General features: G+C 70.7%; 23 protein-coding genes. 11 read left to right on the top strand and 12 right to left on the bottom strand.

Annotation, left to right across the window (positions count from 1 at the left end):
- The first annotated feature begins 33 nt into the window (after positions 1–33).
- Positions 34–237 carry a cold-shock protein gene (locus ACQEU8_RS06475; RefSeq protein ID WP_030405997.1) on the top strand — a complete coding sequence of 68 codons (204 nt, stop codon included), beginning with the start codon at positions 34–36 and terminating at the stop codon, positions 235–237.
- 122 nt (positions 238–359) lie between these two features.
- On the opposite strand, the gene ACQEU8_RS06470 is transcribed toward ACQEU8_RS06475, so the two are convergent.
- Positions 360–2,051: an L-lactate permease gene (locus tag ACQEU8_RS06470; RefSeq protein ID WP_433097736.1), complete on the bottom strand. Its 1,692-nt coding sequence runs from the start codon at positions 2,049–2,051 to the stop codon at positions 360–362.
- A 145-nt stretch (positions 2,052–2,196) separates the two neighbouring features.
- Between ACQEU8_RS06470 and ACQEU8_RS06465 the strand changes: the two genes are divergently transcribed.
- Positions 2,197–2,664: a YchJ family protein gene (locus ACQEU8_RS06465; RefSeq protein ID WP_433097734.1), complete on the top strand. Its 468-nt coding sequence runs from the start codon at positions 2,197–2,199 to the stop codon at positions 2,662–2,664.
- A gap of 12 nt (positions 2,665–2,676) precedes the next feature.
- Here ACQEU8_RS06465 and ACQEU8_RS06460 read toward each other — a convergent pair whose 3' ends face one another.
- From ACQEU8_RS06460 to ACQEU8_RS06445, 4 genes are all read right to left on the bottom strand, one after another.
- Positions 2,677–3,093: a VOC family protein gene (locus tag ACQEU8_RS06460; RefSeq protein WP_433097732.1), complete on the bottom strand. Its 417-nt coding sequence runs from the start codon at positions 3,091–3,093 to the stop codon at positions 2,677–2,679.
- Positions 3,094–3,111: 18 nt separating this feature from the next.
- Positions 3,112–4,317, bottom strand: coding sequence for a saccharopine dehydrogenase family protein (locus ACQEU8_RS06455; RefSeq protein WP_433097730.1), 1,206 nt, complete (start codon positions 4,315–4,317; stop codon positions 3,112–3,114).
- Between the two features lie 63 nt (positions 4,318–4,380).
- Positions 4,381–5,262, bottom strand: coding sequence for an Fpg/Nei family DNA glycosylase (locus ACQEU8_RS06450; protein WP_433097728.1), 882 nt, complete (start codon positions 5,260–5,262; stop codon positions 4,381–4,383).
- A gap of 40 nt (positions 5,263–5,302) precedes the next feature.
- Positions 5,303–5,728 (bottom strand): OsmC family peroxiredoxin, encoded by a 426-nt coding sequence (locus ACQEU8_RS06445; RefSeq protein ID WP_433097726.1) that lies wholly within the window; start codon positions 5,726–5,728, stop codon positions 5,303–5,305.
- A 240-nt stretch (positions 5,729–5,968) separates the two neighbouring features.
- Here ACQEU8_RS06445 and ACQEU8_RS06440 point away from each other — a divergent pair, with 240 nt between their 5' ends.
- Together ACQEU8_RS06440 and ACQEU8_RS06435 are read left to right on the top strand one after the other, a co-directional pair.
- A complete protein-coding gene (locus ACQEU8_RS06440) occupies positions 5,969–6,538 on the top strand; it encodes a glycoside hydrolase family 25 protein (protein ID WP_433097724.1) in 570 nt (189 codons plus the stop codon).
- A gap of 69 nt (positions 6,539–6,607) precedes the next feature.
- On the top strand, positions 6,608–7,297 hold the full coding sequence (locus tag ACQEU8_RS06435) for a hypothetical protein (RefSeq protein WP_433097722.1): 690 nt from the start codon (positions 6,608–6,610) through the stop codon (positions 7,295–7,297).
- A 4-nt stretch (positions 7,298–7,301) separates the two neighbouring features.
- Here the strand turns inward: ACQEU8_RS06435 and ACQEU8_RS06430 are convergent, their stop codons facing one another.
- Positions 7,302–9,044 carry a CoA transferase gene (locus tag ACQEU8_RS06430; protein ID WP_433097721.1) on the bottom strand — a complete coding sequence of 581 codons (1,743 nt, stop codon included), beginning with the start codon at positions 9,042–9,044 and terminating at the stop codon, positions 7,302–7,304.
- Positions 9,045–9,229: 185 nt separating this feature from the next.
- Positions 9,230–10,159 (bottom strand): LysR family transcriptional regulator, encoded by a 930-nt coding sequence (locus ACQEU8_RS06425; RefSeq protein WP_433097719.1) that lies wholly within the window; start codon positions 10,157–10,159, stop codon positions 9,230–9,232.
- Between the two features lie 85 nt (positions 10,160–10,244).
- Here ACQEU8_RS06425 and ACQEU8_RS06420 point away from each other — a divergent pair, with 85 nt between their 5' ends.
- On the top strand, positions 10,245–11,342 hold the full coding sequence (locus ACQEU8_RS06420) for a LysE family transporter (RefSeq protein ID WP_433097717.1): 1,098 nt from the start codon (positions 10,245–10,247) through the stop codon (positions 11,340–11,342).
- A 12-nt stretch (positions 11,343–11,354) separates the two neighbouring features.
- Here the strand turns inward: ACQEU8_RS06420 and ACQEU8_RS06415 are convergent, their stop codons facing one another.
- Positions 11,355–12,929 (bottom strand): acyl-CoA synthetase, encoded by a 1,575-nt coding sequence (locus tag ACQEU8_RS06415; protein ID WP_433097715.1) that lies wholly within the window; start codon positions 12,927–12,929, stop codon positions 11,355–11,357.
- 649 nt (positions 12,930–13,578) lie between these two features.
- Here ACQEU8_RS06415 and ACQEU8_RS06410 point away from each other — a divergent pair.
- Entirely contained in the window at positions 13,579–15,189 is a 1,611-nt protein-coding gene (locus tag ACQEU8_RS06410) for an MFS transporter (RefSeq protein WP_433097713.1), read from the top strand.
- Between the two features lie 307 nt (positions 15,190–15,496).
- Entirely contained in the window at positions 15,497–15,844 is a 348-nt protein-coding gene (locus ACQEU8_RS06405; protein WP_433102193.1) for a VOC family protein, read from the top strand.
- A 118-nt stretch (positions 15,845–15,962) separates the two neighbouring features.
- On the opposite strand, the gene ACQEU8_RS06400 is transcribed toward ACQEU8_RS06405, so the two are convergent.
- From ACQEU8_RS06400 to ACQEU8_RS06385, 4 genes are all read right to left on the bottom strand, one after another.
- Positions 15,963–16,766: a DeoR/GlpR family DNA-binding transcription regulator gene (locus ACQEU8_RS06400; protein WP_433097711.1), complete on the bottom strand. Its 804-nt coding sequence runs from the start codon at positions 16,764–16,766 to the stop codon at positions 15,963–15,965.
- Entirely contained in the window at positions 16,753–17,625 is an 873-nt protein-coding gene (locus ACQEU8_RS06395) for a class II fructose-bisphosphate aldolase (protein ID WP_433097709.1), read from the bottom strand. Before ACQEU8_RS06395 ends, ACQEU8_RS06400 begins: the two co-directional genes overlap by 14 nt.
- 147 nt (positions 17,626–17,772) lie before the next feature.
- Positions 17,773–18,666 (bottom strand): SIS domain-containing protein, encoded by an 894-nt coding sequence (locus tag ACQEU8_RS06390; RefSeq protein WP_433097707.1) that lies wholly within the window; start codon positions 18,664–18,666, stop codon positions 17,773–17,775.
- 132 nt (positions 18,667–18,798) lie between these two features.
- A complete protein-coding gene (locus ACQEU8_RS06385) occupies positions 18,799–19,350 on the bottom strand; it encodes a DUF1203 domain-containing protein (RefSeq protein WP_433097705.1) in 552 nt (183 codons plus the stop codon).
- A gap of 223 nt (positions 19,351–19,573) precedes the next feature.
- Between ACQEU8_RS06385 and ACQEU8_RS06380 the strand changes: the two genes are divergently transcribed.
- The 4 genes from ACQEU8_RS06380 to ACQEU8_RS06365 all read left to right on the top strand — a co-directional run bounded on the left by ACQEU8_RS06380 (position 19,574) and on the right by ACQEU8_RS06365 (position 25,435).
- Positions 19,574–20,752, top strand: a complete 1,179-nt coding sequence (locus ACQEU8_RS06380) for a CaiB/BaiF CoA transferase family protein (protein ID WP_433097703.1) — start codon at positions 19,574–19,576, stop codon at positions 20,750–20,752.
- A gap of 8 nt (positions 20,753–20,760) precedes the next feature.
- Positions 20,761–21,903: an acyl-CoA dehydrogenase family protein gene (locus tag ACQEU8_RS06375; RefSeq protein WP_433102191.1), complete on the top strand. Its 1,143-nt coding sequence runs from the start codon at positions 20,761–20,763 to the stop codon at positions 21,901–21,903.
- Between the two features lie 63 nt (positions 21,904–21,966).
- Positions 21,967–23,181 carry an acetyl-CoA C-acetyltransferase gene (locus ACQEU8_RS06370; protein ID WP_433097701.1) on the top strand — a complete coding sequence of 405 codons (1,215 nt, stop codon included), beginning with the start codon at positions 21,967–21,969 and terminating at the stop codon, positions 23,179–23,181.
- 79 nt (positions 23,182–23,260) lie between these two features.
- Complete coding sequence (locus ACQEU8_RS06365) at positions 23,261–25,435, top strand: 3-hydroxyacyl-CoA dehydrogenase NAD-binding domain-containing protein (RefSeq protein WP_433097699.1); 2,175 nt, start codon at positions 23,261–23,263, stop codon at positions 25,433–25,435.
- The last annotated feature ends 1 nt before the right edge of the window (position 25,436 follow it).

Here is a 25,436-nt window from a genome sequence, read left to right as displayed (position 1 = left end):
GTGCGTTTCCCAGCCACCCTGAAGGAGAAGAAGATGGCATCCGGCACCGTGAAGTGGTTCAACTCGGAAAAGGGCTTCGGGTTCATTGAGCAGGACGGCGGCGGCGCCGACGTCTTCGCCCACTACTCGAACATCGCGGCCCAGGGCTTCCGTGAGCTCCACGAAGGCCAGAAGGTCAACTTCGACGTCACGCAGGGCCAGAAGGGCCCGCAGGCGGAGAACATCACTCCCGCCTGATCGCTTGACGCGTAGTACCAACACTGAGGCCCGCACCGAAAGGTGCGGGCCTCAGTGCCGTTCCCGGGTGCTCCCGGCCGCTGCTGCGGGGCTGTTCCCGGCCGCTGCTGCGGGCCGACCGGCTACGGCAGCATCCACGCCAGCACATGCGACTGCAACAGCACCAGCAGACAGATGGCCAGCAGGAGCAGCACGCTCCAGCCGATGGCCTTACGGAAGAGCACGGCCTCTTTGCCGAGCAGCCCCACAGCGGTAGCCGCGATGGTCAAGTTCTGCGGGCTGATCATTTTGCCGACGACCCCGCCGGAGGTGTTCGCGGCCACCAGCAGCGTCGGGTCCAGCTCCGCCTCGCCGGCCGCGGTCTGCTGAAGGGTGGCGAACAGCGCGTTCGCCGAGGTGTCCGAGCCGGTCACGGCGGTGCCGAGCCAGCCGAGGAGCGGCGAGAGGAAGGCGAACGCCGCACCGGCGCCCGCGATCCAGGTGCCGATAGTGATCGTCTGGCCGGACAGATTCATCACATACGCGAGCGCCAGCACCGAACCCACCGTGAGCAGTGCCCAACGCATCGTAAGTACCGTACGGGCGAACTCCCGCACCGCGTCCCACGTGGGCACCCGGTAGACGGCGGCCACCAGCACCCCGCACAGCAGGAGCAGCGAGCCGGGTGAGGACAGCCACGGGAAGACGTACGTGGTGGTGGACGACTGCTCGCCGGAGGCAGTCAGCACCTCTCCGTCGAGCCCCGGCCACGGCACGGACACATCGCTGTCGGCGAGGAACTCCTTCGCCGGGTCCCACAGCTTGGCGACCGAGAAGACGGCGATGACGACGAGATACGGCACGAAGGCCAGCAGAATCCGGGCCCGGTCCACGGGCCCGTTCCCACCGGCCCAGTCCTCCTCTCCGGGCACCGCGCCGCCGGACGGCCCGGCACCGTCACCCGCCTCCTGGCGCTCCCGCTCCGCCGCCCGCCGCAGGTCCTCCCGTACCCGCTCGCCCTCGGCCGGCCGCCAGACGCGGAGAAACGCGACGACGGCCCCCAGCGCGGCCAGCGAGGCGATGATGTCGGTCAGTTCCACCGAGATGTAGTTGGCGCTCACGAACTGCGCCACCGCGAACACGCCCCCGCACACCAGCGCCGCGGGCCACGTCTGCCGGATGCCCCGCACCCCGTCCACCAGCGCCACCAGCAGCAGCGGTACGAACAGCGCCAGCAGCGGCGTCTGACGGCCGACGTACGCGCCGATGTCCTCGTAGTCGATGCCGGTGAGGGTGCCCGCGGTGATGATCGGCGTCGCGATCGCCCCGAACGCCACCGGCGCGGTGTTGGCGACCAGCACGGTGACGGCGGCCCGTACCGGCGAGAATCCGAGCGCCATCAGCATCACACCGGTGATCGCCACCGGGGCGCCGAACCCGGCCAGCGCCTCCAGCAGCGCGCCGAAGCAGAAGGCGATGATGAGGGCCTGGATCCGCGGATCGTCACTGACGAGGTTGAACGCGCTCCGCAGATCCGCGAACCGGCCGCTGGTGACGGTGAGCTGGTGCACCCACAGCGCGGCCAGCACGATCCACATGATCGGGAACAGCCCGAAAGCCGCCCCCTCCGTCCCCGCGAGCAGCGCCAGGTCCACCGGCATGCCGTAGGCCCACACCGCCACCACCACGGAGGTGCCCAGCGCCGCGAGCCCCGCCCAGTGGGCCTTCAGCCGCAGACCGCCCAGCAGCACGAACAGGGTGAGCAGCGGCAGCGCCCCCACCAGCGAGGAGAGCGCGAGGCTGTCACCCACAGGGGAAAGGTCCGGCCGATACATGTCTCCCCCTCGCCCTCGAACAGGTGCGTCCCGAACACTGCGAAGCGAACTGCCGAAATCTCGAACTGCCCAACTGCCGAACTGATCGTTCCGCAAGGTTGGTTCGAGAACAGCCCGCTGTCCAGAGGTCCGGCATCATGAACACATGGCCCGACGCAAACTCGCCAGAAGCAGACCCGCCGACTCCAGCCGCCGTCCCACCCGCCCGGCTCGCCCCGGACGCCGCCCCGCCCCCGCCGCCTGCCCCTGCGGGAGACCGGCTGTCCACGCCGAGTGCTGTGGCCGCTTCCATCGCGGCGATGCGGTGCCCGGCACCCCGGAGGAGCTGATGCGCTCGCGCTACGCCGCCTTCGCGCTGGGGGAGACGGCGTATCTGCTGCGCACCTGGCATCCGGACACCCGCCCCGCGACCCTGGACCTGGAGGGCAGCCCCCGCTGGACGGGCCTGGAGATCCTCGCCACCTCGGGTGGCAGCGCCTTCCACGACGAGGGAACGGTCACCTTCCGTGCCCACTACCGCGGAGCCGACGGCGAGCCCGGCGTGCAGGAAGAGTGCAGCCGGTTCACACGGGTGGACGGTGTCTGGATGTATGTGGACGGAACGGTGACCTGAGGCGCCGCCCCCTCAGTCCCCCGTGGCGTCCTGCGGATACCAGCGCAGTTCCACGGTGTTGCCGTCCGGGTCCCGCACATAAATCGACTGGGCCGAGCCCCGGGCACCGAAGCGGCTGACCGGTCCCTCCAGCACCTCGAAGGCGCCAGAGTCGATCACCGTCTGCCAGTCGAGCGGCTCGACGACCAGACAGATGTGATCGACGTTCGACTCTCCGCCGGCCTCCGGTCGGGAGGTGCCCCCAGGCGGCCGGTCCAGCAGATCGATGATCGTGGTCGGGCTGACCCGTACCGAGGGGAACGGGACCTCACCGGCCCGCCACTCCTCGACCCGGACCGGCTCCAGACCCAGCGGCCCGCAGTAGAACTCCAGCGCGCGCTCGACGTCCCGCACATTGAGCACGAGATGGTCGAAATCCTTGACTCGCATGAGTGGCCCTCCGACGGCTCAGTCCTCGGAATCTTCCAGTACGCGAAACTCCAGCCCGGCGCGGACCAGCCGCCCGGTCAGCGCCTCGCCCATCGCCACGGAGGTCGTCACCTGGCCCGAGGTGGGCGGCAGATCGTCGTGGGCGAGGCAGAGTGCCCCCTCGGCCAGCATCTTGGCCGACTCGTCGTAGCCGGGATCACCGCCCGCGACCTCGGTCACCACCCGGCGCCCGCCGCCCCGGCCGAGGAAGCGCACCGTGAACCAACTGCGCGCCCGCCGCCGCTCGTCCGGGCCCTCACCGGCGGCCAGCCGCGCGGCGAGGAAGCGCCGCAGGGGCGGCAACTGCGCGGCGGCGAACAGGCCGCCCACGCCCACGATGCCGCCGACCGCCACCGGCAGCCGCCGTACGGCCGCGTAGTGGCGGTAGGTGAAGGCCGGACCGTACCGCTCCAGCGCGGCGGCCGAACGCCCCACGATCTGCGGGTCGATCGTCGGCAGCGGAACGGCCCACAGCCCCAGCTCGTCCTCGCGCCGCACCCCGCCGGTCGGTGTACGGATCCTCCGGTGCGCCGGACGCGGATCGGCGGCGTGCCGGGCCTTGGCCGTGCGGGCCATCCGGTCGGCACGGGAGAAGGCGAGCAGTGCGCTTTCCAACGTGCCGCCGGAGGGCGCCGCGTTGGTGCGGACGAACGCGTCGACGCTCAGCGGCACTCCCTCCGGCAGCCGCTCCACCGTGAAGCGGGCACCCAGATCGTGCGGTACCGAGTCGAAGCCGCAAGCGTGCACGAGTCGCGCGCCGGTCTCCCTGGCGCGGGAGTGGTGCCGCAGATACATCAAGTCCACGAACTCCGGCTCGCCCGCCAGATCGAGATAGTCCGTACCGGCCTCGGCGCACGCGGCCACCAGCCGGGTCCCGTACCGCAGATACGGACCCACGGTGCTGGCCACCACCCGCGAGCGGGCCGCCAGTTCGGCCAGCGAACGGGAATCGTCGGCGTCGGCGGTCACCAGGGGCACATCGGCCGCGTCCGGGTGCGCGGCGGCCAGCCGCTCGCGTACGTCCTTCAACTTCTGCTGACTGCGCCCCGCCAGCGCCCAGCGGCACGTACGGGGCGCGTGTGCGGCCAGATAGCGCGCGGTCAGTTCACCCACGAAGCCGGTCGCCCCGAACAGGACGACATCGAACTCCCGCGAGCCGCGCTCCGCTGTCTCGGTGTCAACCACAGCAACCTCTCCGGGCCGAAGAGCCCTCACCGGCCTTACCGACGGGTAGTACGGGTACGGCCCTCATTTCAGCAGACGCGACAGCCGTCGGTCCGCGAGGGGCTTGCCGCCGGTCTGGCAGGTGGGGCAGTACTCCAGCGTCGAGTCGCGGAAGGAGACCGACCGGACGGTGTCCCCGCACACCGGGCACGGCTCGCCCGCGCGCCCGTGCACCCGCAGCCCGAGCCGTTTACCAGCCTTCAGTTCGGCGGCCGACAGCCCCCGCGCCCGCTCCACCGCGGAGCTGAGGACTTCATGCAGCGCGGTGTAGAGGGTGGTGACCTCCTCGTCCGACAGATCGGCGGCGAGCCGGAACGGCGACATCTTCGCCGCGTGCAGGATCTCGTCCGAATAGGCGTTGCCGATCCCGGAGATCACCGACTGGTCCCGCAACAGCCCCTTGATCTGCTGCCGTCGGGCGTCCAGCACAGCGGCGAACGCCGCACGGTCGAACGCGGGGGAGAGGGGGTCGGGGCCGAGCCGCGCGACACCGGGCACCTCCTCCGGGTCCCGTACGACATGGACCGCGAGCCGCTTCTGGGTGCCCGCCTCGGTCAGATCGAAGCCCTCGGCCGGCTCGCCCGCCAGCTCCAGCCGGAGCGCGAGCGGGCCCTTGCCCGGGCGGGGCGGCTTCGCGGGCAGCGTGTCCTGCCACCGCAGCCACCCCGCCCTGGCGAGATGGACGACCAGATGCAGCCCGTCGTCCCGCTCCCCGCCCAGCGCCAGGTCGAGGAACTTCCCATGCCGTACGACCCCGGTGAAGGCCCGGCCTTCCAACGCGTCCAGCGGCGGGTCGTACGTCTTGAGCACACTGATCGCGACCGGCAGAACCCGCCGGACCGTGCGCCCGGTCAGCCGTTCGGCCAGGAAGCCGCGCAGCGCCTCGACTTCGGGAAGCTCCGGCATGCTGTCTCCTCCCGGACGTACCGGGCCAGGACGCGGGTCGTCAGACCAGCTTGGCCTCATGGGTGATCGGCGTCGCCTTCAACGCCTGGCTGACGGGGCAATTCTGGGCGGCCCCCGCGGCGGCAGCGGCGAACGCGGCCTGGTCGATGCCGGGCACCTCGCCCTCAACGGTCAGATGGATACCGGTGATGCCCGTGCCCGGCTGGAAGTCGACGGCGGCCTTCGTGGTCAGCCTGGTGGGCGGCGTACCCGCGCTGTTGAGGCCGTTGGAGAGCGCCATCGAGAAGCAGCTGGAGTGCGCGGCGGCGATCAGCTCCTCCGGGCTGGTCCGGCCGCCGGGCTCCTCCGCGCGCGACGCCCACGAGACCGGGTACTGGCCGATTCCCGAGGAGTCGAAGGTGACGGTGCCCGACCCCTCCGTCAGATTGCCGTTCCAGACCGTGTGGGCGGTGCGTGTGGTGGCCATGGTGTTTTCTCTCCGTAACGTCGGTGTCAGCAGTCCCGCAAGTCTCGCAGTACCCGATCCTGCGCTCCCGCCACGTCCGCCGCACCTCCTGACGCGCCGGGCGCCCGGATCTCGCGCAACGCGTTCTACAACTTCGGGCCGGACGGCGGCCTGTGCAGGGGTACGGTGTGACGCTCAGCGGGTATCAAAGAGTAATCACCGTCGTGCAGAGAGTGAAAAGAAAGTGGGTGGCGCACAGTTATGATCAAGGGGATCGATGTGTCCTCGTACCAGCCTGAGGACTACAGCACTCGGGGCATCGAGTTCGTCTTCATCAAGGTCACCGAGGGAAAGTCCTACACCAACCCCAAGTGGGTCGAGCAGCGCAAGACCGGCCGCGACGCGGGCCTGGTCACCGGCTTCTACCACTTCGTCAGGTCGGGCAGCATGAAGGCCCAGGCCGACTACTTCCTCTCGAAGATCAACCTCGTCGCGGGCGACATGCTGGCGCTGGACTGGGAGGACCCCAAGGTCAGCAACGACGAGAAGGACGAGTGGATCAAGTACGTGCAGGGGAAGGCCGAGGGTCACAAGGTCCTGCTGTACTGCAACCGTGACTTCTGGCTGAACCGCGACAAGACGTCGTTCGCGGGCGACGGTCTGTGGATCGCGCAGTACAACGGCAAGCCCGGCGAGCCCGACATCAAGCACCGCTGGCGCTTCCACCAGTACACGAGCGACCCGATCGACACCAACCTCGGCGAGTTCGACAGCCGCGAAGCGCTGCGCACCTGGGCGGGCGGCAAAAAGGGCGACTCGAACGAGAAGTGAGGAGGGTGCGGTCTTCGCGGGTGGTGGCCTAGGGTCCCGCCCGACACCGGGGAGGGTTACGCTCCCGGCATGCCGGAAGCCAACTCCCCCTCCTCCTCAGCCCGCGTCCGCACCGAAGACCGCGTCAGCACCGACGCCCGCGACCGTACCGATGACAGTGCTGGTAGCGATAAGAGTGCCGGTACCGACGACACCGGGACCGCAACCGATCGCGAACCGAACCGGTCGTCCCAGCGGTCGGGCGAGCCGAACGAGGCGAATCGCCCGCACGAGCCGGGCGAGTCGGACGAGCCGAGCGAGCCGGGCGATGTGTCCGGGTCCGGGGCCGGGGCCGACAAGCGCTCCGAGATGAACGAGCAGCCCGGGCAGGCGGAGCCTTCCGGCCGGGATGAGCCCTCCGGGCGGGGTGAGCCTTCCGGTTCGCATGGGTCGAACGCGCAGTCCGGGCCGGGTGAGCCGTACGGGGACGAGGACGGGGAGGAGGAGCGGCCCGCGCTCACGCCCCGGCAGGCGCGGCGGATACGCATAGTCCTCTCCGCCGTCGTCATGCTCGCCGTGGCCGTGGCCCTGGTCGTCCGGCTGGAGTCGGCGCCCTCGGTGCTGACCGTCGGCTTCTACGGCATCGCGTTGATCCTCTCGGGTACGGCCATCGCGCTCAGCCGCAGGGGCCGTACCCGAGTGGCGACGGCGGTACTGGCGCTCGGCTTCGTCCTCGTCGTGTTCGGCGAGTGGCTGCTGGGTTTCTCAGGCGGTCCCTGACCCGTCAGATCCACTCGGTGGCGTCGCCGCCCACCGGGCCGGTGACCCGGGCCCAGTCGCGGGGGCTGCCCGCCGCGTTCGGCACGGCGGAGCCCGCCGGACCGAAGCCGACCGGGGAGAGCGCGTACCGCAGCCGTCCCAGCGCGCTGTCCGCCTCGGTCAGCCACGGCGTCTGGTCGAACGGCGGCTCCTTCGCCTCTGCGGCTTCCCGCGGCTCGGCGCCCGCAGTGGCGCGCGGTTCGGCGCCGGGTTCTGCGGCGGGCAGGTCGTGCAGCAGCCAGTGCGCGGTACGGGCCAGTGAGACCCGCACCAGCCGGGAACCGGCCGCGCCGGTGCGCTGTTCGGTGAGCGCCCGGAGCAGTCCGGCGGCCAGCAGATAGCCGGAGCCGTGGTCGAGTGCCTGGGCCGGCAATGCGCCGGGGGCGAGAGCCGGCGAGCTGGTCACCTTGCCTGCTGCGCCCGCCTTGCCCGCCGCCTCCAGGCAGGCGATCCCGGTGGCGGCCTGCACCAGGCTGTCGAAGCCGCGCCGGCGCTGCCACGGCCCGCCGCCGCCCCAGGCGCTGAGCTGGCCCACCACGAGCCCGGGCCGACGGTCCATCAGCGACTCGGGTGCCAGTCCGAACCGGTCCAGCGCGCCGGGCCGGTAGCCGGTCACCACCACATGCGCGGAAGCCAGCAGCTCCTCGAAAGTGGCCTGCCCCGCACGGCTGGACAGGTCGAGCAGCGTGGAGCGCTTGCCCAGGTCCGAGTCCGCGTGCGTGTCCAGGAACTCCGGCCGCTCGGGTGCGTCGATGCGCAGCACGTCCGCGCCGAGCAGCGCGAGCGTACGGGTGGCGACCGGGCCCGCCAGCACCCGGGTGAGGTCCAGAACACGCAGGCCGCGCAGCCCTCCAGGCCCTGGCGGGCCGTCCAGCGGCAGCGTCGGAGCCCCGTCCAGTCTGCTGAGGGCCACCAGCGGGGTGGGGGCGACGGCGGCCCGCTGCGGGTGCGCCGCCCACTCCTCGGGGGTCCGGACGGCAACGGCCAGCCCGCCCTCCGCGTAGACCGTCTCCTCGACGTCCAGCGCCTGACGGCCCGCCAGCTCGGTGGCCACCCGCCCCGCCGCCGCCTCGTCCTCGGCGGGGCCGTGGTCGGGCATGCCGAGAGCCGACAGCAGCCGGGCGCGGTGGTGCGGGTAGTTGGCGTGGGTGCGTACCCAGCCGTCGGCCGTACGCCAGAACCGGGACAGCGGTGCGAACGTCACCGGGGCCCGGCCGTCGATACGTACCAGTCGGCCGCTGTGGAACGCGGTGGCCACCGCGCCGTCGTCCACCCGGACGGGCGGCAGCAGCGCGCTGCGGGCCCGTACGCAGGAGAACTCGGCCGCCGCCAGCGAGCACACCGTCACGGTGGCGGAGGCGAGCTCCAGCACGGGCAGCGCGGAGGGGAGCAGCCCTGGGCGGTGCTCGCGCGAGACCCGGGCCAGCAGCGCCGGATCTCCGCCGAGCGCCGTCCAGGCCTGCGCCGTACCCGGCTGCTGTACGTCGCGTCCTGCGGCGGCCGGGTCCTCGGGGACCCGCGGCCCGTCCGTGCCGGAGGCCGCCGGGCCGGTGTCTCGCGCGGCCCCGCCGGACCGGCCGCCGCCGGGCTCGAATTCGCCCGGTACGAACTCGGTGTCGGACTTCGGGACGCTCGCGGAGTCGCGCGCGGCGAAGTCCCGAGCCTCCCTCGGCTTCCCAGCCCCAGAAAACTGATCCATAGCGCGCATTTTGGCACTCGTGGGCACCGGATCGGGTGACGGCGGGGCTGGTGGGCTCAGGTTGCGGCGGCCGGTTGTCGGCTGCTCGGGGACGAGTCGCTAGGCCCTCTCCGTTTTCCGGTGAGGGGGTGCCCCTGGCTGATGCTTGCGGGCTGCGGGTCCGTTGGGGCTGGTCGCGCAGTTCCCCGCGCCCCTTACGGGGCGCAGCCCCCATTGCCGGGTACCGCCTCTTGGAGTGCGGACAAGGCGCGGGCGATGAGAGGTTGCTGTTCCGAGCCTCTGCGGACGCAGGTCAGGATGCGGCGTATCGGCGCGTGCGGCCCTGACAACGGGACGCGGGTCACCGGCAGACCGGTCGGTACGGGGGCCAGCCGTGGGATCAGGCAGATGCCGAAGCCGTGTGCGACGAGGGAGGCGACCGCCGTCCAGTCGACGGCCGCCTGGGCGACCCGCGGTGTGAACCCGGCCGCCGCGCACGCGGCCAGCAGCAACTGGTGCTGGTCGTTCGGGTCGCCCGCCCGGATCCAGGTCTCCTCGGCGGCGTCGGTCAGCCGCGTGCCGCCCTGACGGCGGGCCTGCCGTGCGAGCCGGTGCCCTTCGGGCACCAGCAGGTCCTGCGGTTCGGTGAGCAGCGGACGCTGGAGGAACTGCCGGTCGTTCGGAGGCGGGCTGTCGGGCGACGGCAGGACGACGGCGATGTCGGCAGCCCCGCTCAGCAGCAGGCCGTAGCGATCCTCCGCGGGATCCTCCGAGACCTCGACCGTTGCCTGGGGCCACTCCTGCCGCAGGCGCGCCGCGGCAGGCGCGACCAGTGTGGCCAGCGCGGTGGAGATCGAGGTGAAGCGCAGCCGTCCCGCACCACCGTGCCGGTGCGCGGCCAGTTCGGCAGCCGTCGCCTCCCATTGGGCGTGCAGCGCGTCGGCGTGCTCCAGCAGCGCCAGCGCGGCAGGGGTGAGCCGCACCCTGCGGCCGACCGGCTCCAGCAGCCGCAGGTCCAACCTCGCGGCGAGCTGGCGCAGTTGCTGGGAGATGGTGGACGGCGTCAGATGCAGCGCCTCGGCTGTGGCGGTGACCGTGCCGCACCGGTGCAGCACCCGGAGCGTCTGGAGACGGGGATCGATCATCTCTCCATCATGTCGTTCTGCCGAACGATCCGGTGCGGAAACTTTCGATGGACTCGTACGGTCTGCGGCGGCGAAGCTGCGAAGCATGACGCACTCGCTCGTTCTTTCGGCGAACGCCGGGGCAGCCCCGGCAGCATCCTCCGTGTCGGACGCGGTTGTCGCGGGGCTGGTGGCCGGATACGCCGTCGCCATCCCGGTCGGGGCGCTCGCCGTGCTGCTGGTGAGCCTGACCGCCCGTACCTCGCTGCGGGTCGGTGCGGCGGGCGCACTCGGCGTGGCGACCGCCGACGGCGCCTACGCCACCGTGGCCGTACTGGGCGGGGCCGCCGTCGCCCACGCCGTCGCACCGATCGCGACCCCGCTGCGCTGGACGGCCTCCGCCGTACTGGTGCTGATGGCCGCCCGCAGTGCCCATACGGCCGTACGGGCACTGCGAGAGACGCGAACGGCCCGGCTCCCGGAACCCCAACCGGCCGCGACCGGCGGCGGGACCGCTGACCGGATCGTCGACGGACCTTCCCGCGGGTCGGACACCCGGTCGTCCGACCGACCGGACGGTCTGCCCGGCGACCGGCTCCACGATCGGCCGTGCAACCCGGCAGGCGAACGGTCGCCCGACCGATCCGACGGTCGGCTCCGCGATCGGCCCTGCGACCAGCCCCGCGGTCTGTCCCGCGATCGGCCCGGCGACCGGCCCCGCAGTCGGTCCGGCGATCGGCTCCGCGACCGGCCCCGCGATCAGCCGTGCGGCCCGGCGGGCGAACGGTCGGGAGACGGTCCGCCCGGCGATCGGCCCGGCGACCGATCCCGCAACCAGCTGTGCGGCCCGGCGGCGACGGAGTCCGCCCGGTCGCTCCTTCCCGGTGACGCGGCGCTGGGTACCCCCTCCCGGGCCTACCTCGGGCTGCTCGGGCTGACCCTGCTCAATCCCTGGGCGATCATCTACTTCTCCGCGCTGACGCTCGGCAACCAGCGACTCGGCGGCACCGATGGGCTCAGCCGCGCGGCCTTCGTCGCCGGGATCGTCTTCGCCTCGGTGACCTGGCAGTTGCTGCTCGCCTCCGGCGGGGCGGCACTTGGCCGCGCCCTCACCGGCCCGCGCGGGCGTGCCGTCACCGGGCTGGCCTCCAGCGCGATCATCGCCGCCCTGGCGGTGGCTCTGGCAGCCGGGGCCGGGCCCTGAGCGCCGCCCCGGTCAGCGGCTGACAGCCGCAGTCGAGCCCCGGCGCTTCAGCACCCCCTTGGCGAGCTTGCCCGTGGGGGTGCGGGGCAGCCGGTCGGTGAACTCCACGGAGCGCGGGACCTTGTATCCGGCGAGGTGCTCCCGTACGTACTCCAGCAGTTCGCGCTCCAGCAGCGGCCCCGCCGCGGGGGCGGCGTCCGGCTCGGGCTGGACGACGGCATGCACCGACTCGCCCATCTCCGCGTCAGGTACGCCGATCACCGCGACGTCGGTGACCTTCGGATGCAGCGTCAGACAGTCCTCGATCTCCTGCGGGTAGATGTTCACTCCGCCGGAGATGATGGTGAAGGCCTTGCGGTCGGTGAGGAAGAGATAGCCGTCCTCGTCGACGTGGCCGATGTCGCCGGTCGTAGTCCACGTCGGATGCCGGGGATGCTGTGCCTCGGCGGTACGCGCGGGGTCGTTGTGGTACGTGAACGGCAGCTCGTCACGGGCGAAGTAGACGGTGCCGGTCGTCCCGACCGGTACCTCGCTGCCGTCGTCCGCGCAGATCCGGACCTCGCCCAGCGGCCCGGACCTGCCGACCGAGCCCGGTTTGCGCAGCCACTCCTGCGGGGTGATGGCGGTGAGCCCATTGCCCTCCGTCGAGGCGTAGTACTCGTACAGCACCGGCCCCCACCACTCCATCATCCGCCGCTTCACCTCGGTGGGGCAGGGCGCGGCGGCGTGGATCGCCACCCGCAGCGAGGACAGGTCGTACCGGCTCCGTACCTCCTCGGGCAGCTTCAGCATGCGGACGAACATCGTCGGCACCCACTGACTGTGCGTGACCCGATTGCGCTCGATCAGCTCCAGAGCCGGCACGGGCTCGAAGCTGTCCATCAGGACGACGGTGCCGCCGGTCGCGGTGACCACAGCGCAGAAACGCAACGGCGCCGCGTGGTAGAGGGGCGCGGGGGAGAGGTAGACGGTCGAGGTGTCGAAGCCGTAGAGCGCGGAGAACAGCGTGACGAGCGGGGAGGGGGCCGCGGTGAGTTCCTCGCCGGAAAGCGGGGGCTGAATGCCCTTGGGCCGCCCTGTGGTGCCGGACGAGTAGAGCATGTCCGCACCCCGGGGCTGGCGCGCGGGCCGCTTGGGCGAGGAGCCGGCCAGCGCCTCCTCGTAGTCGTCGTACGAGTCGTACACCTGCGCCGCGCCCTGTGAATTCCCGTACGCCAGCCGCACGGTGACCCCCTGGATACGTGGCACCAGCGCGGTCGCCAGCTCGGGGAGGGCAGCCGAGACGATCAGTGCCCGGGCCCCGCAGTCCCGCACGATGTAGGCGGCCTCATCAGGCGTCAGATGGCAGTTGACGGCGGTGATGTAGAGGCCCGAACGCAGCGCGGCCCAGTACACCTCCAGGCAGCGCGCATCGTTGTCGGACAGCAGCGCGAGATGGTCGCCGGGGCGCAGTCCCGCCGAGTGCAGCCGGTTCGCCAGCCGTACGGAGCGCTCCTCCAGCTGCCCGTAGGTGAGCACCTCACCGGTGCGCGCCGTGCGGACGGCAGGCTTGTCCGGATCCGCGGACGCGTGGACTCCGGGGTACATGGCTGATGTCCCTCCCACGGTGTTGCTGCTGCAGAGTTGCTGACGGCGTATCAGTGGAAGTGTCACCCTGGCCCCGGCCTTCCGTATATGGCGCGACCGCGCACGAGCCGCCCCATGCGCGGTATGCGGCGCCTCCGCCTGTGGCTGAGCATTTGATTCGGCGAGTTGAGCGGGGGATCGACTTGGAGGCCGAGAGCGGCTTCCGCAGCGGTAGTCGGCACTGGGCCGAGGAGGGAGAACCCCGGCCGAGTATGTCCCGGAGCGGACCACGCTGACCGAGCGGCGGCTCGCCAAGGTGGCCGAGCTGGAGGCTCTGAGGAGCGGGCCTCCCGGACGGTGCGGGAATGGTGCTCGGTAAAGCGTCGGGTAAGTGCCAGTGTTCCGGCGGCCTTGGGTGTTGGGCGGACAGGAGCTGCGGTTTGGCGTGGGCACCGAGCCGGGGTTGCAGGGCGCGGTGCGACAGCTCACTGGAGGGCATGAAATCCGCTCCGGCGCAACTCTCCGGAAGTCATGAAATTCTTCAACTCGCAAATCCGCCGGAGGGCACAGAATTATTCAGCCCGCAAATCCGGCAGAGGGCATAAAGTCCGTTCAGCGGCAACAGTTTTGACGAGAAAATCTGAGCTTGACGGCGTCGTGGAGTGTGCTTATGGTCCAGGTCGTTCAAGTTCCCGCCGATCGATATCCGAAGGTGTTCATGACCGCGCCTCCGACGTTGCCGAAGTCCAGGCAGCAGTTGATTCTTTCCGTTCTCATGTTGTGTTCGCTGCTGATTTGGCTAGAGAACACTGTCCTGAGTACTACGCTGGAAACCCTTGCAGACCCGGTCCATGGACTGGGGGCCAATCCCGGTCAGCTGCAATGGGCGACCGGTTCGTACACTCTGGCCTTCGCCACATTGATGTTCACCGCAGGCGCATTGGGCGATCGGTTCGGTCACCGGACTGTGTTTTCCAGTGGTTTGGTGATCTTCGCCGGGTCCTCGCTGTGGGCGGCGTACGCAAGCGATGCGGACCAGCTGATTGCAGCTCGAGCTGCGATGGGGGTGGGCAGCGCGCTGATCACGCCCGCCAACTTGGCCATCCTCATGTGGACCTTCACCGGCCCCGCGCGGGCTGCCGCGATCGGCATTTTCTCGACGTCGGCCGGTGTCGGAATGGCTGCCGGCCCGGTGCTGGCCGGGTTCCTGCTCGATCACTTCTGGTGGGGCTCGGTCTTTCTGATCAATATCCCGGTCGCGGCATTGGCGTTCGTCGGGCTCGCCGTGCTGGTTCCGAATTTCCGCAGCCCCACGCTGCGGCCACTGGACCCCGCCGGAATGTTGCTGTCGATCAGTGGGCTCGTGGCGTTGGCCTACGGGCTGATCCGGGCGGGGCAGGTGGCTGTGTGGAGTCGTACCGACGTCTGGGCGCCGATCGTTGTCGGTCTGGTCCTGCTGGCCGTTTTCGTACTCGTCGAACTGCGCGTCAAGATGCCCAGCTTTGATCCGCGACTGCTCGCGCAACGCACATTCGGCGGCGGCAATCTGGCGCTCGGATTGCTGCTCTTCGGCGTGGCCGCCATCACCTTCTACAACGCCTTCTATCTGCAAGGCGCGCTCGGATTTTCGCCGATGAAGGCGGGTTTGGCCAATATCCCGACCGCATTCGGCGCGCTCGCGGGAGCGCCCCTTGCCTCCCGCCTGGTTCGCCGCCTGTCGCTACGCCTTGTCTCCGTGCCGGCGCTGACCGTGGCTGCGTTGACCATGGGCGGGTACGGTTTCCTCGGACTCCAGACTCCACTCGTCTGGATCGAGGTCCTGTTGTTGATTCAGGGTCTCTCGATCGGCATGGTGATCGGCCCCGTTACGGCTGCATTGCTCAGCAACCTGCCATTGGAACAGGCCGGTGCGGGATCGGCCGTCACCAACACCGTGCGACAAACCGGCAGCGTGATCGGAATCGCAGTAGGCGGCACGATCATGTCGATCATGTACCGACGTGCGATCGAACCTTCGCTGGAGGGTGTACCGGGTCCGGTGCAGGATCAGGCGCGAGTTTCCGCCGAACAGGCCCGCCACGCCGCCACCGCTGTCCACCGCCCCGCTCTTGCTCAGGCTGCTGATGATGCGTTCGTCCATGCCATGCACGTTGGCGCGGCCTGGATCGCGGTCATCGCACTCCTGGGAGCAGCTGTGCTGCTGATTACCTTGCCTGCTGTCGAAAAGAAGAAGAGTCCGATACCGGAGCCGGACTACGAAGAGGCCCGCAGCTCCGCCTGAGAGTGTGATCTGCCTGAGAGTGTGATGGCAGAGTTGATCTCGAGTCAGGCAGGGACGGCTGCGCAATGCGCTCGGTCACCAGCCAACTCTCTTGTTGCCGGCCCCGCCTGCCGCCCCGACGCCGGCTCCAACTCCCGTGGCCAGGTTCCAACTACCGTGTCCCGCATCCCCGAACCGTCGTCGCCGCCCGCTCCAGTCGCCAACTCGCGCGCGCTCACCACAGCACTCAGTCACACTCCGCCCCTCATGTGCCACGGTGCTCTATGCTCACTGCTGATCGAACACAGACTCGAATTTTGGAGCCATGATGACCATCCGCCGAGTCGTCCCCGACATCACCCCCGAAGACCTCGACAAAAGCCGGGAGTTCTACACCCGGCTGGGCTTCGAGGAGGTCATGAACCTGGGCTGGGTCGTCACCCTGGCCTCCCCCACCAACCCGAACGCACAGGTCATCCTGATGACGAGCGACCAGACGGCGGATGTGCAGCCCGATATGAGCATCGAGGTGGAGGACGTCGACGCCGCCTACGCCGCGATGGTCGAAAGCGGCGCCGAGATCGTCCACGACCTCCGCGACGAGCCATGGGGAGTACGCCGCTTCTTCGCCGTCGACCCCGACGGGCACGTTGTCAACATCGTCAGCCACCGCTAGCCGTGTCCGGCGGCTGTTGCCCTCCTCTCGGGGAGGGGGTGCCCCTGTCCGCCGCGCGCAGACTGCGGGATTGTCGTGGCCGAGCGCGCAGTTCCCCGCGCCCCTTCGGGGCGCCCGGTCAGTCGTCCGGGTCCGGTTCGGCCAGGGTCACGGTCAGGCCCTGGTCCTCGAACTTTCTGCGGGCGGCGTCCGGGAGGGCGCTGTCCGTGAGGAAGGTGTCGAAGAGTTCTGGGCCGCCGATACGGGCGAAGCAGCGGACGCCGACCTTGGAGGAGTCCGTGACGACTACGGCCCGCTCGGCGCGTTCGGCCATCAGCCCGTTGATGCGCCCCTCCGACTCGTCGTACACGGTGGCGCCCTCCTGGGGGTCCATACCGTTGGCGCCGATGAAGGCGATGTCCAGGGTGATCTCGCCCAGCATCAACTCGCTGTAGGGGCCGGTCAGTTCGAACGTCCGGGACTGCGCGACCCCGCCCGTGAGCACCGTTTTGATCTGTGGGCGTACTGCCAGCTCGTAGGCGATGTTCAGCGCGTTGGTGACGATCGTCAGATGCGGCTGCGGACCCGGTTCGGCCAGATCGGGGCGGGTGGTCAGCGCGCGGGCGATCTCCGTGGTCGTCGTACCGCCGCTGAGCCCGACGACGCTGCCGCGGTCCACCATGGCGGCGGCGGCCCGGGCCAGCGACAGCTTCGCTCCCACGTGGTGCCCGCGCTTGTAGCGGATCGGCAGATCGTAGGTCACCGCGCTGAGCACCGCCCCGCCCCGGGTGCGGGTGAGCAACTGCTGCTCGGCCAGTGCGTCCATGTCGCGCCGCATCGTCGCCGCCGAGACCTCCAGCGCGGTGGCCGCTTCCTCGACCTCCACGCTGCCGCGCTCACCCAGCAGTTCGAGCAGAGCGTTCATCCGCTCATGGCGCTTCACCTGACGTCTTCTCCTTCTCCCGCCCCTCGCCCCCGAGCACGTGCAGCAGCCGCGCTGCCTCGCTCCGGACCGCGTCCCGCGCCGGGGCGACGTACTTGCGCGAGTCGATGAGCGCGGGGTCGCCCTCCAGTACCTTACGCACGCCCTGGGTGAAGACCGAGACGAGATGTGTCGATATGTTGATCTTGGTCATGCCCGCCGCCACGGCGGCTCGCAGCTCCGCGTCCGGAACGCCCGAGGAGCCGTGCAGCACCAGCGGCACCGACAGCTTCTCGCGCAGCTGCCCGATCAGCTCCAGGTCCAGCTTCGCCGTGCGCTCCCGCATAGCGTGCGACGAGCCCACCGCGACAGCCAGCGCGTCCACACCCGTGGCCGCGACGAACTCCAGCGCCTCGTCGGGATCGGTGCGCACCCCCGGCGCGTGCACCCCGTCCTTGCCGCCGACCTCGCCCAGCTCCGCCTCGACGAACACATCCCGGTCGTGGCACCAGGAGGTCAGCCGCGCGGTCGTCGCCACGTTCTGGGTGTACGGCAGCGTGGAGGCGTCGATCATCACCGAGCCGACCCCGGCCGCGACGCCCTGCCGAACCAGCTCGGCGTCGGTGACATGGTCCAGGTGCACCGAGACATCGGTCCGCGCGGCCTCGGCCAGGGCGAGGGTGGCACGGGTGATCGGCAGCAGACTGCCGTGGTAGCGCACGCAGTTCTCGCTGATCTGGAGGATGAGCGGGCGGCCGGTGTCGTCGGCCGCGGCGACCAGCGCCTCGGCGGTCTCCAGATGGATGACGTTGAAGGCGGCGGCGCCGATGCCCGCCGCACGGGCGTCGGCGAGGATCGAAGCGGTGGGAACGAGGGGCATCGGGGCTCCTTGAGCAGGAGAGAGAGGGAGCGACAAGGGGGCGGGGCGGCCGCAGAGGGCGGGCAGACGCGGGATACCGGCAGCCGGCTCCCCGGTCAGCCGTCCAGCATCACCGAGCCGGTCAGCCGTCCAGCATCACCGGCCCGGTCAGCCGTCCAGCATCACCGAGCGGGTGAGGCTGCGCGGGTTGTCCGGGTCGAGGCCCCGGACCCGGGCCCGCTCCAGCGCGACGCGGTGGATCAGCACCAGATCGGCCAGCGGGTCACGGGCGTGGCACACGAACCGGGCACCCGTCGCGGCCACTTCGCCCTCAAGTCCCTCCGGTGCCTCGCCGAACTGCCAAGTGACCCGCCCGGGCGCGGCGATGGCTATCGGCCCGTGCCGGTACTCCATGGCGGGGTAGGACTCCGTCCAGCTCTGGGACGCCTCCCGCATCTTCAGCGCCGCCTCGTTGGCCAGGCCGAAGGTCCAGCCGGTGCCGAGGAAGGTGAACTGCTCGGCGTCCAGCCACTCCTGCTCCAGCGGGCAGGCCAGCGCTTCCTCCGCGTCGCTCACCGGGCCCGCCAGGTCCTCGCCCAGGTGTGCGCGCAGCAGTGCGAGGGCCGAGGTGGCGAAACGGGTCTGCACCACGGACTTCTCGTCGGCGAACGGCAGCGCGACCGTCGCGTCCGACAGCGCTGTCGCCGGGGTGTCCGGGTCGCCCAGCACCGTCACGGTGGGGACCCGGCCCCGCACCGCCTCCAGCACCCGCAGCACCTCCGTCGTGGTGCCGGAGCGGGTGATCGCGACCACCGCGTCGTACCCCCTGGTCTCGCCGAGGAAGGCTTCCGAGGCGGCGAACGCGTCCGTCACCCCCAGTCCGGCGCCCTCGCGCAGCGCCGCGTAGGACTGCGCCATGAACCACGAGGTTCCGCAGCCGACCACGGCCACACGTGCGCCCGCCGCCGGGAGGGGGGTGTCACCGGAGCCGATCTTCGCCGCGGCCCGCCATGTCTCCGGCTGGCTGCGCAACTCCTGCTCCATGTATGCGGTCTCGCCCATGCGTGGGACCCCCTCCTGGACCGGAGCCCCTCGGCGCCGGTGCGTAAAGCTGCGTGAAATCTCTGACTTTCACGCAACTTTACGCAGCTCCGCCATGGCTGTCCATCCCACTCCTGGGTGAACGCCGCTCGCTCACCGCGCGACAGTCCGCCGCGTCTCCACCTGGAAGCAGCCGAACTCGACCGCCCGCAGATGCACCACGGCGACCTGCGGATCGCTGTACAGCCGGGCCAGACCCTCCTCCACGGTCGGTGTCCCCTCCCGCTCCCGGTCGAGCAGGAGTCCGCCGAGGATGCGGCCCTCCGTCGAGTAGGCGCGCAGCACGCGCCGGTCGCCGCACATGGTTTCCGGGAAATCGCCCGCGGGGTCGCCGGCCCAGCCGCCGCAGTCGTGCGGGTGGATGAAGACCGGGCCCATCTCGTCGTACGCACCGGGGTCCGCGCCAGTCTCGTGTGCCCAGCGCCGCAGCGGCGCGTACGAGACCAGGGCGAGGGTCTCGCCCGGCTTGCTCCGTTCCATGCAGCAGCGCAGCGGGTTGCCGCCCTCCTCGTCCACCAGCGTGCGCGGCGGGGCGCCCGCGTCGTCCCGGGTGCGCAGCCCGGCCAGCGTCGCTGCCGGGATCGGCCGGATCTCGTAGTCCGCCCGGTGGTTGGTCCTGTGACTCGTCTCGTGACTCATGTCCATGGGACCAGGCTGCGCCTGCGGGGCGGGCGGTTGCTGGCGGCTTTCGGCCGTGGCGTTCGGCAGGCGCTCAACGCGGCCAGCGACTGCCCAGCCCCCGGCTCGCGACCGCCCACGGGAGACCGGGCGGACGCCCCCGGAGAGACCCGCGGGGGCTTGTGGATTGGCGGCGGCCTCCATAGCATCGCTGGTGTTACATCAGTTGTGTCACAGTGCTGGGGGCCCGATGGCAGCAGCGGAAGCACACGCCGGAGCCGCCGCCGGGGGCCCACTGGCCGGGGTACGCGTCGTGGAGCTGGCCGGAATCGGACCGGGTCCGTTCGCCGCCATGACGCTGGCCGACCTCGGCGCCGATGTCGTCCGGGTCGACCGGCCCGGCGGCGGCGCGCTCGCCGTCGCGCCGGAATACGACGTCACCAACCGCAACAAGCGCTCCGTGGTGCTCGACCTCAAGCAGCGGGCCGGAGTTGCCGCCGCCCTCTCACTCGCCGAACGCGCCGATGTGCTCATCGAGGGGTTCAGGCCCGGCGTCGCCGAGCGCCTCGGCGTGGGCCCCGAGGTGTGCCTCGCCCGCAACCCGCGGCTGGTGTACGGCCGGATGACCGGCTGGGGCCAGGACGGCCCGCTGGCCCAGCGGGCCGGGCACGACATCGGCTACATCGCCGTCACCGGAGCCCTCGGCATGACCGGGCCCGCCGAGGGCCCGCCCGTCGCACCCGGCAATCTGCTCGGCGACTACGCGGGCGGCTCCCTCTACCTCGTCATCGGCGTCCTGGCGGCGCTGCACCACGCGCGCGGCCCGCAGGGCGCGGGACAGGTCGTGGACGCGGCGATCGTGGACGGCACCAGCCACCTCACAGCGATGATCCAGGGCCTGCTGGCGGCGGGCAGCTGGCGGGACCGGCGTGCCGCCAACCTGCTGGACGGCGGCTGCCCCTTCTACGGCACCTACGCCACCTCCGACGGCGGTTTTATGGCCGTCGGTGCCCTGGAGCCCGCGTTCTACTCGGAGTTCGTCCGGCTGCTCGGGATCGCCGACGAGGCACCGCCCCGCGAGGACCTCGCCGCGTGGGGGGAGCTGCGGGAGCTGATCGCCGCCCGGTTCGCCTCCCGTACGCGGGCCGAGTGGACGGAGGTCTTCCAGGACACCGACGCCTGTGTCGCCCCCGTCCTCTCCCTGACCGAGGCGCCGTCCCACCCGCAACTGGCGGCGCGCGGCACCTACCTGGAACACAGCGGTATCACCCAGCCCGCGCCCGCGCCCCGGTTCTCCGCGACGCCCACCCGCGTCGCCTCGGGTCCGGCCAGGCCCGGCGCGCACACGGCCGACGTCGCCCGCGACTGGGATGTCCCGGCCCTGACCGCACCCGCCGCAGCGCCCGAAGGAGACCACCCCACCTCATGAAGCAGCAGATGAAGCGGCAGATCTTCACCGAGGACCACGAGGCGTTCCGGCGGACCGTGCGCACCTTCCTGGCCAAGGAGGTGGAGCCGTACTACGCGCAGTGGGAGCAGGACGGCGTCGTCTCCCGTGACGTATGGCGGGCCGCGGGCAGGCAGGGGCTGCTCGGCATCGCGGTGCCCGAGGAGTACGGCGGCGGGGGAGAGCCGGACTTCCGCTACGCGGCCGTGCTCGCCGAGGAGTTCACCCGCGCGGGCGCCCCCGGTCTGGCGATCGGGCTGCACAACGACATCGTCGGCCCCTACCTCACCGGGCTGGCGACCGAGGAGCAGCGGCGCCGCTGGCTGCCCGGGTTCTGCACCGGCGAGACCATCACCGCCATCGCGATGACCGAGCCCGGCGCCGGTTCCGATCTGCAGGGCATCCGCACCACGGCTCAGGACAACGGCGACCACTGGCTGCTGAACGGCTCGAAGACGTTCATCTCCAACGGCATCCTCGCCGACCTGGTCGTCGTCGTGGCCAGAACGACGCCCGAGGGCGGCGCGCACGGGCTGAGCCTGCTCGTCGTCGAGCGCGGCACGGCGGGCTTCGAGCGGGGCCGCAACCTCGACAAGATCGGGCAGAAGGCGCAGGACACCGCAGAGTTGTTCTTCACCGATGTACGCGTGCCCAAGGAGAACCTGCTCGGAGAGCTCAACGGTGCCTTCGGGCATCTGATGACCAATCTGGCGCAGGAGCGGATGGCCATCGCCGTCGCCGGTATCGCCGGAGCCGAGCACCTGCTGGAGCTCACCACCGCGTACGTCAAGGAGCGCACCGCGTTCGGCCGGCCGCTGGCCAAGCTACAGCACATCCGCTTCGAGATCGCCGAACTGGCCACCGAGTGCGCCGTCACCCGCGCCTTCCTGGACCGCTGCATCGAGGAGCACGCCAGGGGCGAGCTGGACGCGGTGCACGCCTCGATGGCCAAGTGGTGGGCCACCGAGTTGCAGAAGCGTGCCGCCGACCGCTGCCTCCAACTGCACGGCGGCTACGGGTACATGACCGAGTACCCGGTCGCCAGGGCGTTCACCGACGGCCGGATCCAGACCATCTACGGCGGGACCACCGAGATCATGAAGGAGATCATCGGGCGGTCGCTGCTGAACTGAACCGTCGCGCCGGCCTCGCCGAACCCCTCCCCGCACCCCGTATCCGTAAGAAAGGCACCCCTCGTGAGCTCAGAAGCGTTCGTGTACGAGGCCATCCGCACCCCGCGCGGGCGCGGCAAGGCCAACGGTGCCCTGCACGGCACCAAGCCCGTCGACCTGGTCGTCGGCCTCATCGACGAGCTGCGCCGCCGGATGCCCGGCCTGGACCCGCAGGCCGTCGACGACATCGTGCTCGGCGTCGTGAGCCCCATCGGCGACCAGGGCTCGGACATCGCCAAGATCGCCGCCATCGCCGCCGGACTGCCCGACACCGTCGCCGGCGTCCAGGAGAACCGCTTCTGTGCCTCCGGTCTGGAAGCGGTCAACATGGCCGCCGCCAAGGTCCGTTCCGGCTGGGAGGACCTCGTGCTGGCGGGCGGCGTGGAGTCCATGTCGCGGGTGAAGATGGGCTCGGACGGCGGCGCCTGGTTCAACGACCCGATGACCAGCTTCGAGACCGGCTTCGTACCCCAGGGCATCGGCGCCGACCTCATCGCCACGCTGGAGGGCTTCAGCCGCCGCGACGTGGACGAGTACGCGGCGCGCTCCCAGGAGCTGGCCGGGCACGCGTGGAAGGAGGGCCGGTTCGAGCGCTCCGTGGTGCCGGTACGGGACCGCAACGGGCTCACCGTCCTCGACCACGACGAGCACATCCGCCCCGGCACCACAGCCGACTCCCTGGCGGGCCTCAAGCCGTCGTTCGCCGCCATCGGGGAGATGGGCGGGTTCGACGCCGTCGCGCTCCAGAAGTACCACTGGGTGGAGAAGATCGACCACGTGCACCACGCGGGCAACTCTTCGGGCATCGTGGACGGTTCGGCGCTCGTCGCCATCGGCAGCGAGGAGGTCGGCCGGCGCTACGGCCTGAAGCCCCGCGCGCGGATCGTCTCCGCCGCCGTCTCCGGCGCCGACCCGACGATCATGCTGACGGGGCCCGCGCCTGCCTGCCGGAAGGCGCTCGCCAAGGCCGGGCTGACGGTGGACGACATCGCCGTCGCGGAGATGAACGAGGCGTTCGCCGCAGTGGTGCTGCGGTTCCAGCGTGATCTGGGGATCCCGCTGGAGAAGATCAATGTCAACGGCGGCGCCATCGCCATGGGGCACCCGCTGGGGGCCACGGGCGCGATGCTGCTCGGTACGTGTATTGATGAGCTGGAGCGGACGGATCAGCGGTATGGGCTGGTTACGCTGTGTGTCGGTGGAGGGATGGGCATCGCGACCGTGATCGAACGGCTCTAGTTGCGGCCGTCGTATGTCCGCCGGACCCTCGCCGCTGTGGCTGAGCGCCGCTGCGGCGGAAATTCGTTTGGAGACCACCATGCCTGAATCCACCACCATCCGCTGGGACCGTGACAGCACCGGGATCGTCACGCTGACCTTCGACGACCCGGACCAGGCCGCCAACACCATGAACGCGGCGTTCCAGACGTCCCTCGCCGCGATCGCCGACCGGCTGGAGGCCGAGCGGGAGAGCGTACGGGGCGTCATCATGACCTCCGCGAAGAAGACGTTCTTCGCCGGCGGAGACCTGCGGCTGCTCATCGAGGCCAGCCCCGAGAACGCGCAGGAGGTCTTCGACTACGGCATGCGCGTCAAGCGCGATCTGCGCCGCATCGAGACCCTCGGCATCCCCGTCGTCGCGGCGCTCAACGGCTCGGCACTCGGCGGCGGGCTGGAGATCGCGCTGGCCTGTCACCACCGGGTCGCGCTCGACGCCGAGGGCTCGAAGATCGGCTGCCCGGAGGCCACGCTGGGCCTGCTGCCCGGGGGCGGCGGTGTCGCCCGAACGGTACGGCTGCTCGGCATCACCGACGCGCTGCTGAACGTACTGCTCCAGGGGCAGCAGTACCACCCGGGCAGGGCCAAGGAGATCGGCCTGGTGCATGAGGTCGTGCAGACGCCGGAGGAGATGCTGGCGGCCGCCCACGCCTTCATCGAGGCGAACCCCACCTCGCAGCAGCCCTGGGACGTCAAGGGGTACAAGATCCCCGGCGGGACGCCCGCGCATCCCAAGTTCGCGGAGAACCTGCCGGCCTTCCCCGCCAACCTCAAGAAGCAGACGGCCGGCGCACCCTACCCGGCGCAGCGCAACATCCTCGCCGCCGCCGTCGAGGGCGCCCAGGTGGACTTCGAGACCGCGCAGGAGATCGAGGCCCGCTACTTCGTGGAGCTGGTCTGCGGCCAGATCTCCACCAACATGATCCAGGCGTTCTTCTTCGACCTCCAGGCCGTCAACGCGGGCCGCAGCAGGCCGGAGGGGATCGCCGAGCGCAAGGTAGCCAAGGTCGCCGTGCTGGGCGCGGGCATGATGGGCGCGGGCATCGCCTACTCCTGTGCGAAGGCGGGGATCGAGGTCGTCCTCAAGGACGTCACCCAGGAGGCGGCCGAGAAGGGCAAGGCGTACTCGGCGGGGCTGCTGGAGAAGGCGCTCTCGCGCGGGCGGACCACCGAGGCCAAGCGGGAAGCCCTGCTGGCGCGGATCACGCCCACCGCCGACCCGCAGGCCGTGGCGGGCTGCGACGCCGTGATCGAGGCGGTGTTCGAGGACCCCGCCCTCAAGCACAAGGTGTTCCAGGAGGTCCAGCACATCGTCGCGCCCGATGCCCTGCTGTGCTCGAACACCTCCACCCTGCCGATCACCTCGCTCGCCGAAGGGGTGGAGCGCCGGGGCGACTTCATCGGGCTGCACTTCTTCTCGCCCGTCGACAAGATGCCGCTGGTAGAGATCATCAAGGGCAAGGAGACCGGCGACGAGGCGCTGGCCCGCGCCTTCGACCTCGTACGGCAGATCCGCAAGACGCCGATCGTGGTCAACGACTCGCGGGGCTTCTTCACCTCGCGCGTCATCGGGCACTTCATCAACGAGGGCGTCGCCCTGCTGGCCGAGGGCGTCGACCCCGCCACCGTGGAGCAGGCAGCCGCGCAGGCCGGATACCCGGCCAAGGTGCTCTCCCTGATGGACGAGCTCACCCTCACCCTGCCGCGCAAGATCCGCGACGAGACACGGCAGGCCCTCCGCGCGGAGGGCAAGGAGCTGCCCGCGCACCCGGCCGACGCCGTACTCGACCGCATGGTGGACGAGTTCGGCCGCACCGGGCGCAGCGGCGGTGCGGGCTTCTACGACTACGACGAGAACGGCAAGCGGGCCGGGCTGTGGCCGGGACTGCGGGAGCACTTCAGGAAGGAGGGGGGTGCAGAGATCCCGCTGAAGGACATGCAGGAGCGGATGCTCTTCTCCGAGGCGCTGGACACCGTCCGGCTCTTCGAAGAGGGCGTGCTCACCACCGTCGCCGACGCCAACATCGGCTCCATCATGGGCATCGGCTTCCCCGCCTGGACGGGCGGCGTGATCCAGTACATCAACGGCTACGAGGGCGGGCTGCCCGGATTCGTGGCCCGCGCCCGCGAGTTGGGCGAGCGCTACGGAGAGCGGTTCGCGGTGCCCGCGCTGCTGGAGGAGAAGGCCGCCAGGGGGGAGACTTTCACCGACTGAC

The sequence above is a fragment of the Streptomyces sp. CA-250714 genome (assembly GCF_050936705.1).
Classification (GTDB): domain Bacteria; phylum Actinomycetota; class Actinomycetes; order Streptomycetales; family Streptomycetaceae; genus Streptomyces.
Note: the sequence above shows the minus strand (reverse complement) of the source record. Positions and strands in the feature narration are given on the sequence as shown.

Coding starts and splice junctions, on each gene's coding strand:
- ACQEU8_RS06395 (WP_433097709.1), bottom strand. CDS start 17,625: ATGCCCCTCGTTCCCACCGCTTCGATCCTCGCCGACGCCCGTGCGGCG.
- ACQEU8_RS06365 (WP_433097699.1), top strand. CDS start 23,261: ATGCCTGAATCCACCACCATCCGCTGGGACCGTGACAGCACCGGGATC.
- ACQEU8_RS06430 (WP_433097721.1), bottom strand. CDS start 9,044: ATGCGCGCTATGGATCAGTTTTCTGGGGCTGGGAAGCCGAGGGAGGCT.
- ACQEU8_RS06420 (WP_433097717.1), top strand. CDS start 10,245: ATGACGCACTCGCTCGTTCTTTCGGCGAACGCCGGGGCAGCCCCGGCA.
- ACQEU8_RS06470 (WP_433097736.1), bottom strand. CDS start 2,051: ATGTATCGGCCGGACCTTTCCCCTGTGGGTGACAGCCTCGCGCTCTCC.
- ACQEU8_RS06405 (WP_433102193.1), top strand. CDS start 15,497: ATGACCATCCGCCGAGTCGTCCCCGACATCACCCCCGAAGACCTCGAC.
- ACQEU8_RS06445 (WP_433097726.1), bottom strand. CDS start 5,728: ATGGCCACCACACGCACCGCCCACACGGTCTGGAACGGCAATCTGACG.
- ACQEU8_RS06380 (WP_433097703.1), top strand. CDS start 19,574: ATGGCAGCAGCGGAAGCACACGCCGGAGCCGCCGCCGGGGGCCCACTG.
- ACQEU8_RS06410 (WP_433097713.1), top strand. CDS start 13,579: ATGGTCCAGGTCGTTCAAGTTCCCGCCGATCGATATCCGAAGGTGTTC.
- ACQEU8_RS06460 (WP_433097732.1), bottom strand. CDS start 3,093: ATGCGAGTCAAGGATTTCGACCATCTCGTGCTCAATGTGCGGGACGTC.
- ACQEU8_RS06425 (WP_433097719.1), bottom strand. CDS start 10,159: ATGATCGATCCCCGTCTCCAGACGCTCCGGGTGCTGCACCGGTGCGGC.
- ACQEU8_RS06390 (WP_433097707.1), bottom strand. CDS start 18,666: ATGGGCGAGACCGCATACATGGAGCAGGAGTTGCGCAGCCAGCCGGAG.
- ACQEU8_RS06415 (WP_433097715.1), bottom strand. CDS start 12,929: ATGTACCCCGGAGTCCACGCGTCCGCGGATCCGGACAAGCCTGCCGTC.
- ACQEU8_RS06385 (WP_433097705.1), bottom strand. CDS start 19,350: ATGGACATGAGTCACGAGACGAGTCACAGGACCAACCACCGGGCGGAC.
- ACQEU8_RS06450 (WP_433097728.1), bottom strand. CDS start 5,262: ATGCCGGAGCTTCCCGAAGTCGAGGCGCTGCGCGGCTTCCTGGCCGAA.
- ACQEU8_RS06375 (WP_433102191.1), top strand. CDS start 20,761: ATGAAGCGGCAGATCTTCACCGAGGACCACGAGGCGTTCCGGCGGACC.
- ACQEU8_RS06440 (WP_433097724.1), top strand. CDS start 5,969: ATGATCAAGGGGATCGATGTGTCCTCGTACCAGCCTGAGGACTACAGC.
- ACQEU8_RS06475 (WP_030405997.1), top strand. CDS start 34: ATGGCATCCGGCACCGTGAAGTGGTTCAACTCGGAAAAGGGCTTCGGG.
- ACQEU8_RS06465 (WP_433097734.1), top strand. CDS start 2,197: ATGGCCCGACGCAAACTCGCCAGAAGCAGACCCGCCGACTCCAGCCGC.
- ACQEU8_RS06435 (WP_433097722.1), top strand. CDS start 6,608: ATGCCGGAAGCCAACTCCCCCTCCTCCTCAGCCCGCGTCCGCACCGAA.